The organism is Kribbella sp. NPDC004536 (genome assembly GCF_042873835.1).
Taxonomy (GTDB): domain Bacteria; phylum Actinomycetota; class Actinomycetes; order Propionibacteriales; family Kribbellaceae; genus Kribbella.
The window spans coordinates 492,803-507,252 of sequence record NZ_JBIALY010000004.1; the positions used below are offsets into that span (position 1 = coordinate 492,803).

The window sequence follows — 14,450 nt, forward strand, 5'->3', positions numbered from 1 at the left end:
CCCGCATGCGGGAGATATTGGTCATCGGGGTCGGTGCGGGCGATCCGGAGCAGGTGACGATGCAGGCCGTGTCGGCGCTGAACCGGGCCGACGTGTTCTTCGTGCTCGACAAGGGTGAGGTCAAGCAGGAGCTGGTCGATCTGCGGTCCGAGATCCTCCGGCGGTACGCGACCTCTCGCGAGTACCGGGTCGTCGTCGGGCAGGACCCGGAGCGCGACCGGACCACCTCGGCGTACGTCGAGGCCGTCGACGACTGGCGGCGCCGCCGGGCCGACGTGATCGCGGAGCTGATCGCGGCCGAGCTGGGCGAGGACCAGGTCGGGGCGTTCCTGGTGTGGGGCGATCCGTCGCTGTACGACAGCACGCTGGCGATCCTCGACGACATCACGGCGCGCGGCGAACTGGCGTTCGAGGTGGAGGTCATCCCGGGGATCAGCAGCGTGTCGACCCTGGCCGCCCGGCACCGCGTCGGCCTGAACCAGGTCGGCCGCCCGATCCAGATCACCACCGGCCGCCGCCTCGCCGCCGAGTGGCCGGACGGAGTGGACGACGTCGTCGTGATGCTGGACGCCCAGACAGCATTCACCCACCACGTCGACCAGGACGCCGAAATCTACTGGGGCGCCTACCTCGGCACCCCGGACGAACTCCTGATCTCCGGCCCCCTCCACGAGGCAGCCCCCCAAATCGAAAAAGCCCGCACCGAAGCCCGCACCCGCAAGGGCTGGATCATGGACACATACCTGCTCCGCAGAAAAGGCTAGCCGGGTGGCGACAGGGCGTAGACCAAAGTCTTAGGGCTTTTGGCCGCTTGACCGAAGTCGGACAGGTCTGGTTCGGCGGAGGGTGCTGGGTATGAAGAGAATCTTGGCGGTGATGGTGGCGGGCGGCTTGTTGGTGGCGTTCGCGGGGCGTAGCGAGGCTGCTCAGCCTGAGGTTGTGCGAACTGATGCCGGGGCGGTGGCCGGCAAAGTGGTTGGGGATTCGGTGGTGTACGACGGGATTCCGTACGCTGCTCCGCCGGTCGGCGGGTTGCGGTGGAAGGCGCCGCAGCCGGTGCGGGCGTGGACCGGGGTGCGGCCCTCGGAGATCGCGAATCTTTGCCCACAGCAACCGAATTCGGAGGCGCCGGACGGTTCGACCACCGAGGACTGCCTCTACCTGAACGTGACGACGCCCGCCAAGCCGGCGGCGAAACCGCGCGCGGTGGTCGTGTGGATCCCGGGCGGCGGGTTCTTCTCCGGGGCGGGCAGCAGCTACGAGGCGTCGAAGTTCGCGGCCCGCGGTGACGTGGTCGTTGTCACGGTCAACTACCGGCTCGGCATCTTCGGCTTCTTCGGGTACCCGGGACTGCCGGGCTCCGGCACGTTCGGTGTGCAGGACCAGCAGGCGGCGCTGCGGTGGGTGCAGCGGAACGCGCGTGCGTTCGGCGGCGACCCGCGCAACGTCACGGTCGCGGGTGAGTCAGCCGGCGGGATGAGCGTCTGCGCACAGCTCACGTCCCCGACATCGACGGGCCTGTTCGCGAAGGCGATCATGCAGAGCGGCTCGTGCGCGTTCAACTGGGCCGCCAACAGCCAGTACCCGGGTCAGACCGCGGACGCGCCGTGGATCCCTGCGCGCCAGGTCGAGGCGAACGGCAAGGCGTGGGCGGCGAGCAAGAAGCTGTCCTGCACCACGATCGAGTGCCTGCGCGGCATCAAGACCGAGGCGCTGATGGACGACCTGCTGCAGTTCACGCAGATCGGGTACGGCGAGACTGCGGCCGTACCGTTCAGCCCTGCGAAGGCGATGAAGGCAGGGCTGTTCCACCGGGTACCGATCATCTCCGGGAACAACCACGACGAGGCGAACGGCTGGCTGCCCGCGTTCGGCGACATCAAGGACTACCCGGCGCTGGTGAAGAACATGGTCGGCCCTGCCAAAGCTCCTGCAGTACTGCGGCACTACCCGCAGTCCCGCTACGAGTCCCCGGCCGCGGCGTGGGGTGCCGTGACGACGGACCGGATCTGGTCGTGCACACAGGTCGCCACGGACCAGCAGGCTGCTCGTGAGGTGCCTGTGTACGCCTACGAGTTCGCAGACAAGCACTCGCCGATTTCGATCCCCGGCCTGGGCGCTTCACATGCCATGGAGTTGCCGTACTTGTTCCGGCTCGGCGGCTTCGACCTGCCGATGTCTGCGACCCAGCAGACGCTGTCCAACCAGATGATCGATTACTGGACAGCCTTCGCTCGTACGGGCAACCCGAACGGACCAGGCCGCCCGCAGTGGTCCCCTACCGCAAGCAGGTCCGTCAGCGGTCTCTCACTCGCACCGACCGACCAGACGGGCATCCGGAAGGTGAACCTCAGCTCTGAACACCAGTGTGACTTCTGGGCCGGTCTGGGTGCTTGACGCGCCAGAGCCGCATCACGGGCGTCGGCAGGAGAAGTAGCAGCATCGCGTAGAAGTTGACGCCCGGCACAAGAGACCCGAGCAGGAACGCGATCAGCGTGAACCCGGTCAGCACGAGGGAGCCGACCAGCTCCCGGTCGCTGACCGGGTTGTCCGGTGACTCGAGCTCCTTGTGGCCGCGGACCATCACGGCCAGCCCGGACTGACAGACACTGAGCACGAGGATCGTCCCGATGTACACACCGGCCACGAACCGGTTGCTGTCGAACGTGCCGACGATCTCGGTCGTGAACGGCAGCACGACGATCGTGAGCAGCCAGAGCAGGTTCAGTCGCATGATACCGGTGGTGTACACGCGGACGTGCTCGAAGATCCGGTGGTGTCCCATCCAGAAGTTCGCGATCACCACGAAGCTCAGCAGGAAGGTGAAGATCTCCTGCCGGTGCTCGGTGATCACGCTCGCCGCGTGACCACCGTGCGCCTTGACCTCGGGGACCAGGTCGACGAGCGGCAGTACGAGCAGCGTGATCGCGATCGCGACGACGGCATCCGTGAACAGCACCAGCCGGTCGGGGTCTCTCGTCCTACTCACGGCCGACAACAGTAGCTGTCTTTCGGAGCACAGTGATCGCCAGCAGGGCCGCCGCGAGGACGAAGCCGGCCGCAGCAAGCCAGGCTGCACCGTACCCGTCCCTCAGTGCGAGCAGTTGACCTTCGGCTGCGCGGCCGGCTGTTGTCGAGGCAGCCAGGGTGGCCAGTACGGCGGTTCCCACGGCCGCACCCGCTTGCTGAGCGGTGTTGTTCAGTCCTGACGCCAGGCCGGCGTCGCTGGGGTCCGCGCCGGACATGGCCAGCATGATGGCGGCCGGGATGGCCACGCCGATACCTGCACCCATCACGGCGAGTACCGGTCCGACGTTGACGACGTACGTACCGTCCACTGGTGCTCTGCTGATCCAGAGCAGGGCCAGGAAGAAGACGAACAGCCCTGCGATCAGCATCTTGCGCGGACCGAAGCGAACGGTCAGACGTGGCGCCAGCGAGAGGGACATGAACGCGTTCATCAGGGGCGCGGGCAGGAACGCCAGGCCGGTGGTGAGTGAGTCGTAGCCGAGTACGCGCTGGACGTACAGGGCCGTGGTGAACTGGAAGCCGAAGCCGGCGGCGAAGAGCAGTACGACGATGAGGTTTGCCACGGTGACCTGGCGGTTGCGGAAGATGCGCAGGGCAAGCAGTGAGTGCTTGATACGCGCCTGTCGTACAACGAACGCAGTCAGCAGGAGCAGCGCCGCTGCGGCTTCCAAGAGCGTGCGGGGCAGTGTCGCTTGCGGTTCTGCCGTCTGGACGATCGTGTAGACGGCCAGGGACAGCCCGGCTGTTACTAGTACTGCTCCTACTACGTCGGCACCGTTGGCGAGGCCCAGTCCGGGTTGGTGAGCCAGGAGCCGTACGGCGAACGCCAGCGCGGCTAGGCCGATCGGGACGTTGATGAGGAACGCCCAGTGCCAGCCGATGGTCTGCGTGATCACCCCACCGAAGATGAGCCCGATCGACGCACCACTGGCCGCCGTGAAGCTGTAGACGCCCATCGCCCGCGCCTGCTCTCCCGGCGCCGGGAAGAGACTCACGACCATCCCCAGGATCACCGCCGAGGCCAGAGCCCCGCCCACGCCCTGCAGGAACCGCCCTGCGATCAGGGCACCCGCATTGGCCGCGAGCCCACACCACAGCGACGCGGCCGTGAACAATCCGAGCCCCGCGACGAACACCCGCTTGCTCCCGAGCAGGTCCCCGATCCGCCCGGCCAGCAGCAACAGGCCGGCGAACGCGATCAGGTACGAGTTCATCACCCAGGCCAACCCCGCCTGCGAAAAGCCCAGATCCCCTTGAATCGTCGGCAACGCGACCGTCACCACGGTCCCGTCGAGAATGATCATCAACTGCATCACGCAGAGGACGACGAGCGCCTTGGCCCGCCCTCGCACCGCAACCGCCTCGACCACAGCCACAGCTCTCTCCCATCTCCGAACCCGATGAGAGAGACCATAGCAGATAGTCCCGTAATAGACGATCTTCTATTGGAGGATCTAGCCGGCGCGTTGGCGGGAGCGGCGGACGGGCTGGGCGGTAACGGGAGTGGCCAGCGGGCCGTCGACGAGGGTGGTCATGGCGTCGACGAAGGGCTGGCGCTGAGGAGCGGCCAGGGCGGCCAGCGCCTCGGCGTGGACCCGGTCGACGATCTGCTGACCTTCGGCGGCGATGCGGGCGCCGGCGCCGGTCACGGCGATGACGCGGGCGCGGCGGTCGGTGGCCGACGGTTTGCGTTCGGCGTACCCGGCCTTCTCCAGGGCGTCGACCGTGACGACCATCGTGGTCTTGTCCATGTAGGCCAGTTCGGCGATCTGGATCTGCGTGCGTTCCGCCTCGAGGGCGTGCCGCAGTACGCACTGCATCCGCAGCGTCAGGCCGATCTCGGCCAGCGCCGCGGACAACTGCGTCTCCAGCACGTGGCCGGCATGCGTGAGGTAGCCGGTGAGATCGGGGACAGTACGTTCCGGGAGTTGCGCCATACCGTCGAGGGTAACTCGGAATTATCTACCCGCAGATGATCCCGAGCCGGATCATTCCCCGCGACCGCCGGCGAGGTCGCGAGCGCCCTCTCGTCCGGCGCCGGCAATCGCGGAAATACGACGGCTTGCTCGGGGCGGAGCGCGGTGTCGCGAATCCGCGAGCGGGGCCGCCGCGGCGCGGGTTGCCTGGAACGCATGACAACCCAGACCCCAGTCCGTCCGGCCGTGCGGTGGTACGGCGTCGGTGCGGTGACGCTCGGGATCTTCGCGATCGTCACGACCGAGATCCTCCCGATCGGCCTGCTCACCCCGATCGGTGCCGACTTCGCGCTCACCCCGGGCCGTACCGGCTGGCTGATGACGATGCCCGGCCTGGTCGCCGCGGTCGCCGCTCCGGTGGTGACGCTGGTGACGGCCCGCCTCGACCGGCGGCTGATGCTGTGCGCGCTGATGGTCCTGCTGGCCGTCGCCGGCTTCCTCGCGGCGGCCGCGCCGTACTTCTGGCTCGAACTCGTCGCACGGTTCCTGGTCGGCCTGACCATCGGCGGCTTCTGGTCCATCGGCGCAGGTCTCGCCGGTCGGCTCGTGCCGGAGCCGTGGACCACGCGCGCCACCGCCGTCATCTTCTCCGCGGTGCCGCTCGGGTCGGTGCTCGGCGTACCGGCCGGGACGTTCGTGGGCGAGTTGGTGGGCTGGCGTACGTCGTTCGCCGCGCTCGGCGTACTCGCAGTACTGGCCCTGGTCGCACTGCGCTCCAGCGTCCCACCACTTCCACCACTGCAGGTGACGCGCGCCGCCGTACTCAAGAAGGCGCTCAGTAGTAGCCGCATGGCACTTCTTGTCACCTGCCTGATCGTGACGGCGCACTTCGCGACCTACACGTACGTCACCCCGTTCTTGCGGGACGTGGTGCGTCCTGAGCTCATCGGCCTGTTCCTGCTGGTGTACGGCGCCGCCGGCTTGGTCGGAAACGTCGTTGCAGGGCTGTACGCCGGGCGCGCCACCTTCGCGGTCTGTGCAGGGTTGATCGCCGCGGCGACGTTGCTGATGCCGGTGGTGGGTCGCAGTACGGCAGGAGCGTTGCTGTTGCTGGTGGTGTGGGGGCTTGGGTACGGCGGGGTGCCGGTGTGCTCGATGAGCATGTTCGCGGCTGCTGTTCCTCAGTCACGGGAAGCGGCGACCGTCTGGTTCACCTCCTCGTACCAGGCCGTCCTGTCTGCTGGGGCGCTGGTTGGTGGACTCGTCGTGGACGCGTGGTCGGTGTCGGTGGTGATGGTGGCCGGTGGGTGCGTTGCGGCACTGACGGTGGGCGTCCTGCTGTGGTCCAGAACACAGCAGGTTTCGGGCACGTAGCATCACGCCTGTGGCGAGGACCGAAGTCGATCGATGCCCTGGTGTGCTGAGCGTGCACCAGGCAGCTGACGGCGGTCTCGCACGCGTACGGCTACCCGGCGGGCGGCTGACGGCCGAGCAGCTCGACGTACTGCGTCTCGCGGCCGCTGAGCTGGGTGACGGGCGACTTGAGCTCACGTCACGCGCGAACATCCAGTTGCGCGGTCTGTCCGCGGACGGGCCGCAGAAGCTGTCGGATCGGCTGTTCAGCGCCGGACTGCTGCCGTCGATCGCCCACGAGCGGGTGCGCAACATCCTGGCCTCGCCACTGTCCGGACTGGACGAGCAGTCGCTGTACGACGTACTCCCGGTAGCAACTGCTCTCGACGAGGCGCTGTGCTCGCGTAGTGCGCTCACTGAACTCCCCGGTCGTTTCCTATTCGCGTTGGACGACGGCCGCGGCGATCTGACCGATCTACATGCAGACGTGGTTGTACGAGCCGTGGATGGCGGCGCCCTGTTGTCGATCGGCGACGCCGCCACGCAGGTGGATTGGCCTGCCGTACCAGGGCTGATGCTGGCCGCAGCTGAGGCGTTCCTGGGACTCCGTGACCGGGAGTGGCGAATCGCCGAGCTCACAGACGGTCCCTTGCGGATCTTCCAGCAGCTGAACCTCCAGCCGACCGAGGCACCACCTCCCCCATCAGCACGCATCACCGCGGGCCGCCATGGCTCTGGCCTGGTCGTCACGGTGCCGCTGGGCAGCCTGACCCAGCCACAGGCGTCCGTGCTGACACAGACAGCTCCTGAGATCCGCATCACCCCGTGGCGCTCAGTTGTAGTTCCAGGGAAAGCACGCGGTCTGGAAGAGGTGGGTCTGATCACCACGCCCGACTCGGTCTGGGAAGGCGTAACGGCCTGCGCCGGCCGACCGGGCTGCGCCAAGGCGCTGGCAGACGTGCGAACTGACGCAGCCCTACTACTGGCTGACCCCGCCCGAGGCGCAGGGGGCGGGCCCGGGCTCGCCCGGGTGCTGGGAGCGAGCGGGAGAGTGCATTGGTCAGGCTGCGAGCGGCGGTGTGGGAAGCCGGGGGGAGAGTTTGTGGACGTGCTGTCGGTGCGGGACGGGTATCTGGTGGATGGGGAACGGCTGTGAGTTACGAGTACGAGCGGGACGGCGCGGAGATCTACCGGCGGTCGTTCGCGACCATTCGGGCCGAGGCCGAGCTGGACGGGTTGCCACCGGAGGTCGCTCAGGTCGCCGTGCGGATGATTCACGCGTGTGGGATGACCGATCTGGTCGCGGACCTGGCCTGGTCACCGGGCGTGGTGAAGAGCGCTCGTGCCGCACTGAAGGCGGGTGCACCCGTGTTGTGTGACGCGCAGATGGTCGCGGCCGGTATCACCCGGCGGCGGTTGCCGGCGGACAACGAGGTGATCTGCACACTGCCGGACCCGCGGACCGTCGAGCTCGCGCAGCAGCTAGGGACCACTCGGAGCGCGGCGGCCGTTGACCTGTGGGCGGACCGGCTCGACGGCGCGGTTGTTGCTATTGGCAACGCTCCGACGACGCTCTTCCGGCTGCTGGAGGTGCTCGCGGCGGGCGGTCCCCGTCCGGCCGCGGTGCTCGGGATCCCGGTCGGGTTCATCGGCGCCGCCGAGTCCAAGGAAGCGCTGGCCGCGAACGACCTCGGCCTGGAGTACCTGGTGGTGCAGGGCCGGCGCGGTGGCAGCGCCATCACTGCCGCCGCCGTGAACGCGATTGCGAGTGAGGAAGAGTGACCGGTCGGCTGTGGGGTGTCGGGCTGGGCCCTGGTGATCCCGAACTCGTGACGGTGAAGGCGGCGCGGCTGATCGGCGCGGCCGAGGTGATCGCGTTCCACAGTGCGCGGCACGGGCGGAGCATCGCCCGGTCGGTCGCGGCGCCGTACCTGACCGAAGGACAGCTCGAGGAGCACCTCGTCTACCCGCTGACCACCGAGACCACCGACCACCCGGGCGGCTACCAGGGCGCGATGGACGACTTCTACGCCGACTGCGCCGAGCGCCTGGCAGCACACCTGGACGCTGGCCGCGACGTCGTCGTACTCGCGGAGGGCGACCCGCTCTTCTACGGGTCGTACATGCACATGCACAAACGCCTGGCTGATCGCTACCCGTGCGAGGTCGTCCCCGGTGTCACGTCCGTCAGCGCAGCAGCCGCCGTACTGGGCCGACCGCTCTGCGAACGCGACGAGATCCTCACCGTCCTCCCAGGCACTCTCCCACCGGACGTCCTGGCTGACCGTCTCCGCTCCACGGACGCGGCAGCGGTCATGAAGCTCGGCCGTACGTTCACAGGCGTCCGCGAGGCTTTCGAGTTGGCAGGCCGCGCCGACGAGGCCTGGTACGTCGAACGCGCGACCACCGAGGCGCAACGTACGTCGCCGCTCAACGAGGTCGACCCGGACGAGGTTCCGTACTTCTCCCTCGCGCTCCTCCCGAGTCCGATCAGCAACACGTTTGCTCCGCCGACGACGAAGACCGCAGAGGAAGGCTCTGTGACGGTAGTAGGTCTCGGCCCGGCCGGCCCGGAGTGGATGACACCCGAGGTACGTGCCGCAATCGCAGGTGCCGACGACGTGATCGGTTACACCACGTACGTCGATCGCCTCCCGGACCGCGCCCGCCAGCGCAAGCACGGCTCGGACAACCGTGTGGAGTCGGAGAGAGCCGCCTTCGCACTGGACCTGGCCCGCAAGGGCTCCCGCGTCGTAGTGGTTTCCTCCGGCGATCCAGGCGTCTTCGCGATGGCCAGCGCGGTCACGGAGGTCGCCGCAGAGCCTGAGTACGCCGACATCGCCGTCCAGGTGTTGCCTGGCATGACCGCGGCACAAGCCGTCGCCAGCCGCGTCGGAGCACCGCTGGGGCACGACTACTGCGTGCTGTCGCTCTCGGACCGTCTCAAGCCGTGGGAGGTCATCGCTCAGCGCCTGAGTGCTGCCGCCCAAGCAGACCTGGCCATTGCGATCTACAACCCGGCCTCGAAGTCCCGCACCTGGCAGGTGGAAGCAACCCGCGACCTTCTGCTCGAACACCGTTCCCCCAGCACTCCTGTCGTCGTAGGACGCGACGTGGGCGGCCCGGAGGAGACGATCACCGTGACAACTCTGGCTGAACTGGACACTCAAACGGTTGACATGCGGTGTCTGCTCCTGATCGGCTCGTCACAGACCCGTACCGTGCCCCGCCCCGCCGGACCGCTGGTCTTCACTCCGCGCCGATACCCGGCGACTGTCAGTGAGGCCACACCAGGAGTCGGTTAAATCCGTCATCCGCTTGTGTCAGGCACTGCACGGACGGGTAGAGACCGCCCCGGAAGCCGATCTGTGAGGAGCCAGCGGACATGAGTCAGCAGTACCCCGGCGACACCGCCACGATCACCACGCCCGCCGGTGACACGAGCACCCAGCGGTACGAGGAAGCACGCGCAGCGGCCAGCCGGGCGATGAGCACGATCTCCGTGCCCGCGGACCAGCCGCTGCGGACCCCGCCGCCGGCTGCGGAAACGACCGAGGTCGACACGGACCTGCTGTCGTACCGCGGGTTCAAGTTCGGAGCGGCGTTCTTCGGCTACCTGATCGCGATCTCGATGTCCGTACTGCTGATGGCTGCCATGTCCGCAGCCGCGTTCGGAACGGCGCAGGTGCTGGACTACACGACCAGCGACGCCAAGGCGCAGCCTGGTGCGGCCCTGCTCACCGCGGCCGGTGTCAGCATCTTCATGCTCATGCTGGCGTTCTACACCGGCGGCTACGTCGCCGGGCGCCTGGCGCGCTTCGACGGTGGACGGCAGGGCTTCGGGGTCTGGATGATCGCTCTGCTCGTGGGACTGGTCGCGGGCGGTCTCGGCTGGTTCCTGGACAGCCAGTACAACCTGGTCGACGACATCAACTGGCCAAACGTGGCACTGTCCGACAACACCGTGCTGCTGGGTAGCGTCGCCGCGGCGGCCACACTGCTGCTCGTGACGCTGCTGGCGGCGATCATCGGCGGAAAGTCCGGAAAGCGTTACCACGACCGCATCGACGAACTGCTCTGAGCTAGACCGGTTCTATCGGTTTCCCCACCGGGTACCTGACAAGTACACGGGGCTTGTCCGGTGAGGAGAAGCTGAGATGACCCAGCAACACGAAGAAGACACGCGCGTCGATCGGCTCGGCCCGTCCGAGATGTACGCCGACGACAGGCCTGCGACGACCGCTCCGGACCGGGTGGAGCCGTCGCACCGGCGCTCCGCGAGCGGCGCCACGTTCTACGGCTGGCTGGTCGCGATCGGCATGATCGCGCTGCTGACCGGGATCATCGGAGCGATCGCCACAGCGGTCGACTACGCACTCACCATCAACTGGAACGCGGCCAAGGGCAGCGCGGGGACGGCCGGCACCGTCGGCATCGTCTCCGTCGTGGTCCTGCTGCTGGTACTGGCAATCGCCTACTACTCCGGCGGCTCCGTCGCCGCGCGGCTCGCCCGCGTCCACGGCGGCCTCCACGGGTTCGGCGTCTGGCTGCTCGGGATCGTCGTGACCGCGATCGTCGCGGGGCTCGCGGCGATGGCCGGTTCGGAGTACGACGTGCTGAACCGGGTCGACCTGCCGTCACTGCCGATCGCGGACAACGCACTCACGACCGGCGGTCTGATCGCGGTGGCGCTTGCTGTGGTGGTCACGCTGATCGCCGCGGTAGCCGGCGGCCGGTCCGGACAGCGGCGTACCGAATAGCCCGTCGGGAAGACCTGAGCCTGGCCTCGCGTTGATCATCGTGTGCTCGAAGTAGCGGTGATCGGTGCGGGCCAGGCGGGGTTGTCCGCCGCGTACCACCTCGTACGGTTCGGATTCACGCCGTACGACGAGGTGGTTGTGCTGGACCGCAACGCGGAGCCAGGCGGTGCGTGGCAGCACAGGTGGAACTCGTTGACGATGCACGACGTCCACGGGATCGCCAACCTACCCGGAGTACCTGTGCCGTCGAGCGTGGGCGCGGAGCGAGCGAACGAGTTCGTACCGTCGTACTTCGCGGACTACGAGAAGCGGTTCGAGCTGCCCGTCGTACGGCCCGTAGCGGTCGAGAGCGTGCGAGAGGTCGACGGTGGCTTCGAGCTGGACACTTCCGCCGGGAGCTACTCCGCGGCGGCGCTGGTCAACGCGACGGGGACGTGGGATCGGCCGTTCATCCCTTGGTACCAGGGAATCGAGACGTTCAAGGGCCGGCAGCTGCACACCGCGGACTACCGGGGCGCGGCCGAGCTGGCTGGACAGCACGTGCTTGTCGTTGGTGGTGGGGCGTCCGCAGTACAGCTGCTTGCGGAGATCTCCGAGGTGGCCAGCACTACCTGGGTTACCCGACGTCCTCCTGAGTGGCGCACGGGCGAGGACTTCACCCCGGAGTACGGGCGTCAGGTCGTGGCCCGGGTCGAAGAACGCGTACGGGCCGGCCTGCCACCGCGTAGCGTCGTCAGCGTCACTGGACTGCATCTGCGGGAGCAGGAGCAAGCTGCGCTGTCACGTGGCGTCTACAACCGTCTACCGATGTTCTCGCGCATCACACCAGACGGTGTGGAGTGGGCTGACGGCACTGCAGAGCAGGTGGACACCATCCTCTGGGCGACAGGCTTCCGTGCCGACCTGGCGCACCTGTCCCCGCTGCACCTCCGCGAGCCCTCCGGCGGCATTCGCATGAACGGCACAGCCACCGTCCTCGACCCACGCATCCACCTGGTCGGCTACGGCCCCTCCGCCAGCACCATCGGCGCCAACCGAGCAGGCTTCACCGCGGCTCGCGCTCTCCGCGACCTACTCAAGTCTGTAGCTGCATAGCAACCGTTGCTCGCTGGTTGACGACCGCGGGGATCAGTAGGCCTGCAGTCAGGAACACCGCACCCGTCAGCAGCCACCCAGGCCAGCCCCAAGCAACAGCAACGCTGGTGAGCAGAACAGGCCCGGTGAGATCGCCGAGCTGACGCGACATGGCGTACGCGCCCTGGTACTGCCCTTGAGCGCCGGCAGGAGACAGTTCGAAGCTCACGCCCCAGCCGCCCGCAGACTGGAGCATCTCGCCCACTACGTGCACCAGAGCGGCAACAACGAGAAGCGCGATCGTCACTGGGCCGGAGGTGGCGTCGGTGACGGCCAGCACGCCACAGGTGATCGCCAGCAACAGACCTGCTCGACGGCCGGCCCGGGCTGCACCGGAGAGCGTGTCGGTTCCTCGGGTGACACGGAGCTGCAGCAGGATCACCGCGACCGAGTTGAGCACCAGCAGCACCGACACCACCCAACGGGGCGCATCAGTAGCGGTAGCCACCCAGAGCGGGATGCCGATCTGGGCCAAGGCGGCGTGCATGCTCAGTACGCCGTCCAACGCCACGAAGCCGAGGAACGTCCGATCGCGCAGCGCGGTCAGAGCAGACGGACCCGATGCCCTCGGCACCGGCGGAACAGCCGGCAGCCCGTAGCGGATCACCGCGGCCGTGACGAGGTAGGTCGCCGCGTTCACGAGCAATGCGAGCACGTAGAACTCGCGCCGGTCCACCGCGAGGACGACCCCGGCGAGCGCCAGCCCGACGCCCATGCCGATGTTGGTCGCTACCCGCATGATCGCGCGCGTCCGCACCCGATCGGCAGCAGGTGCGAGTCCCGCGACCAAGGCCCCGGTCGCACCGCGCTGCCCGGAGCCAGCCATCGAGGTCACGGCGGCCAGCAGTACGAACGGAACGAACGAGTGGATCTGCGTCAGCAGCGCCATCGTCACGGCGTTCAGCAGCAGAAACCCTGCATACGCCCGGTTGGGCCCGAGCCGGTCCGCGACCACACCGAGCGGCGTGCTCGTCACCAGCCCCGCCAAGGCCGCTACGGTCAGCCCCGCGCCTACCTGCGCGACGGACAGCCCGGCCACTCTGGTCAGGTACAGCGCCCCCACCGCCGCGTACACCCCGTTGCCCAGGGTGTTCACGAGCGTGGCGCCGATCAGTCTCCGTACACCTGTCGAGAAGCTCACGATTCTCACCCAACAGCGCGGACCGGACCGGCCACGTTGGATTGCCGGGATCCGTCAGCGCATCACGAGGTTGAGGAGGTCTGGGCCGAGGTTCTGGAAGGCTGTCTCGTTCAGGCGGTAGGCGACGAAACGGCCTTCGCGTTCGGCGGTGACGAGGCCGGCTCGGGTGAGGGCGCGGAGGTGTCGGGTGACCTGGGTCGGGTGTAGGTGCCACAGGCCGGCGATCTCGCCGGCAGTCCGGGGTTCGCTGGCCACGGCGCGGCAGATGAACAGGCGGTCGGGTACGGCGAGCGCCTCCAGCCGGCCGCGGATCTGCTGGGCCGTGGGAACGGCTGGTCCACGGTCTGCTGCCGGGTAGATGATCGTCAGCGGCTCACCCGGCACCTCCCCGAGGAACAGGTGTGGTGCGATGTAGTTGCTGGGGACAAGCAACAGCGAGCGTTCGGCCAGGTCGATGCGCTTGTTCTGCACCTTCTGTACGACGAGGTTGTCCTTGTCGCGGGCGCTGATCGCAGCGTCGAGCGAGCACAGCATCGCCGCTACGCCGTCCCGTACGGCCAGGTCACGGTCCTGTCGGCCGCGGGCGGCGAGCGCGTCCTTCGACTTCTCCCACTCCCCCTCGAACCACTCCGACCAGCAGTCCTCCAGGAGGTCCAGGAAGCGGGCGACCGGAGCGGCAGGCTCGGTGAGTAGGGCCTCGACCAGGTCCGCGACGTCGCGGCCGCGGCTGCGCGCCCAGCGCCGTACGGCATCCCGGTCGATCGCCGTGCTGTTCGACGGGTGGCCACGCAGCGGGCGGACCAGGTCGGCCGCCAGGTCCTCCGGCGTACGCGAGCGCAGGGCGTCCAGCTCGTCCCGCCAGCTCGGGAGGCCGGTGGCGGCGCTGGTCGCGAAGCAGCGGGACCGGATCGCGCGGACGGTCCACGACCACCGGGCCAGCTCAGTACGGAGCGCGGCGGGCAGTCGTACGGCGGCCGCCCAGTCGGCGCGGTCGTGGTGCCGCGGCTCGGCCAGGACATGCAGTGCGCAGCCGAGCTCGATCAGCGGTGAGGCGACGTGCCGGATCCGTTCGGGGTCGAGCCGACCGACCCCGGCCAGAACGTTGGGCAAGCCTCT

Annotated in this window: 14 protein-coding genes; 9 read left to right on the plus strand and 5 right to left on the minus strand. The window is 68.2% G+C overall.

Annotated features, from left to right (window positions below):
* The first annotated feature begins 5 nt into the window (after nt 1-5).
* Together cobF and ACFYRU_RS35575 are read left to right on the plus strand one after the other, a co-directional pair.
* Nucleotides 6-764, plus strand: a complete 759-nt coding sequence (gene cobF, locus ACFYRU_RS35570; RefSeq protein WP_387667252.1) for a precorrin-6A synthase (deacetylating) — start codon at nt 6-8, stop codon at nt 762-764.
* Between the two features lie 91 nt (nt 765-855).
* Complete coding sequence (locus ACFYRU_RS35575) at nt 856-2,397, plus strand: carboxylesterase/lipase family protein (protein WP_387667255.1); 1,542 nt, start codon at nt 856-858, stop codon at nt 2,395-2,397.
* On the opposite strand, the gene ACFYRU_RS35580 is transcribed toward ACFYRU_RS35575, so the two are convergent.
* From ACFYRU_RS35580 to ACFYRU_RS35590, 3 genes are all read right to left on the minus strand, one after another.
* Nucleotides 2,351-2,989 carry a TMEM175 family protein gene (locus ACFYRU_RS35580; RefSeq protein ID WP_387667258.1) on the minus strand — a complete coding sequence of 213 codons (639 nt, stop codon included), beginning with the start codon at nt 2,987-2,989 and terminating at the stop codon, nt 2,351-2,353. The two genes, ACFYRU_RS35575 and ACFYRU_RS35580, sit on opposite strands and share 47 nt — an antisense overlap.
* On the minus strand, nt 2,982-4,406 hold the full coding sequence (locus ACFYRU_RS35585) for an MFS transporter (RefSeq protein WP_387667261.1): 1,425 nt from the start codon (nt 4,404-4,406) through the stop codon (nt 2,982-2,984). Before ACFYRU_RS35585 ends, ACFYRU_RS35580 begins: the two co-directional genes overlap by 8 nt.
* 78 nt (nt 4,407-4,484) lie before the next feature.
* Nucleotides 4,485-4,967, minus strand: coding sequence for a MarR family winged helix-turn-helix transcriptional regulator (locus tag ACFYRU_RS35590; protein WP_387667265.1), 483 nt, complete (start codon nt 4,965-4,967; stop codon nt 4,485-4,487).
* 195 nt (nt 4,968-5,162) lie between these two features.
* Between ACFYRU_RS35590 and ACFYRU_RS35595 the strand changes: the two genes are divergently transcribed.
* The 7 genes from ACFYRU_RS35595 (at nt 5,163) to ACFYRU_RS35625 (ending at nt 12,154) form a co-directional block, all read left to right on the plus strand.
* The gene (locus ACFYRU_RS35595; RefSeq protein ID WP_387667267.1) at nt 5,163-6,320 is read left to right on the plus strand and encodes an MFS transporter; all 1,158 of its coding nucleotides are present in this window, start codon (nt 5,163-5,165) and stop codon (nt 6,318-6,320) included.
* A gap of 10 nt (nt 6,321-6,330) precedes the next feature.
* Nucleotides 6,331-7,455 (plus strand): precorrin-3B synthase, encoded by a 1,125-nt coding sequence (locus tag ACFYRU_RS35600; RefSeq protein ID WP_387667270.1) that lies wholly within the window; start codon nt 6,331-6,333, stop codon nt 7,453-7,455.
* A complete protein-coding gene (locus tag ACFYRU_RS35605) occupies nt 7,452-8,081 on the plus strand; it encodes a precorrin-8X methylmutase (RefSeq protein WP_387667273.1) in 630 nt (209 codons plus the stop codon). The genes ACFYRU_RS35600 and ACFYRU_RS35605 overlap by 4 nt, the downstream gene beginning before the upstream one ends.
* Nucleotides 8,078-9,604, plus strand: a complete 1,527-nt coding sequence (locus ACFYRU_RS35610; protein ID WP_387667276.1) for a precorrin-2 C(20)-methyltransferase — start codon at nt 8,078-8,080, stop codon at nt 9,602-9,604. Before ACFYRU_RS35605 ends, ACFYRU_RS35610 begins: the two co-directional genes overlap by 4 nt.
* Before the next feature lie 80 nt (nt 9,605-9,684).
* On the plus strand, nt 9,685-10,380 hold the full coding sequence (locus ACFYRU_RS35615) for a hypothetical protein (protein ID WP_387667278.1): 696 nt from the start codon (nt 9,685-9,687) through the stop codon (nt 10,378-10,380).
* A 76-nt stretch (nt 10,381-10,456) separates the two neighbouring features.
* On the plus strand, nt 10,457-11,059 hold the full coding sequence (locus tag ACFYRU_RS35620; protein ID WP_387667280.1) for a hypothetical protein: 603 nt from the start codon (nt 10,457-10,459) through the stop codon (nt 11,057-11,059).
* A gap of 42 nt (nt 11,060-11,101) precedes the next feature.
* Entirely contained in the window at nt 11,102-12,154 is a 1,053-nt protein-coding gene (locus ACFYRU_RS35625; RefSeq protein ID WP_387667283.1) for an FAD-dependent oxidoreductase, read from the plus strand.
* Here ACFYRU_RS35625 and ACFYRU_RS35630 read toward each other — a convergent pair.
* Both ACFYRU_RS35630 and ACFYRU_RS35635 read right to left on the minus strand, forming a co-directional pair.
* A complete protein-coding gene (locus tag ACFYRU_RS35630) occupies nt 12,135-13,334 on the minus strand; it encodes an MFS transporter (RefSeq protein ID WP_387667286.1) in 1,200 nt (399 codons plus the stop codon). The two genes, ACFYRU_RS35625 and ACFYRU_RS35630, sit on opposite strands and share 20 nt — an antisense overlap.
* Nucleotides 13,335-13,388: 54 nt before the next feature.
* The gene (locus tag ACFYRU_RS35635; RefSeq protein ID WP_387667289.1) at nt 13,389-14,444 is read right to left on the minus strand and encodes a DUF5937 family protein; all 1,056 of its coding nucleotides are present in this window, start codon (nt 14,442-14,444) and stop codon (nt 13,389-13,391) included.
* Nucleotides 14,445-14,450 lie beyond the last annotated feature (6 nt).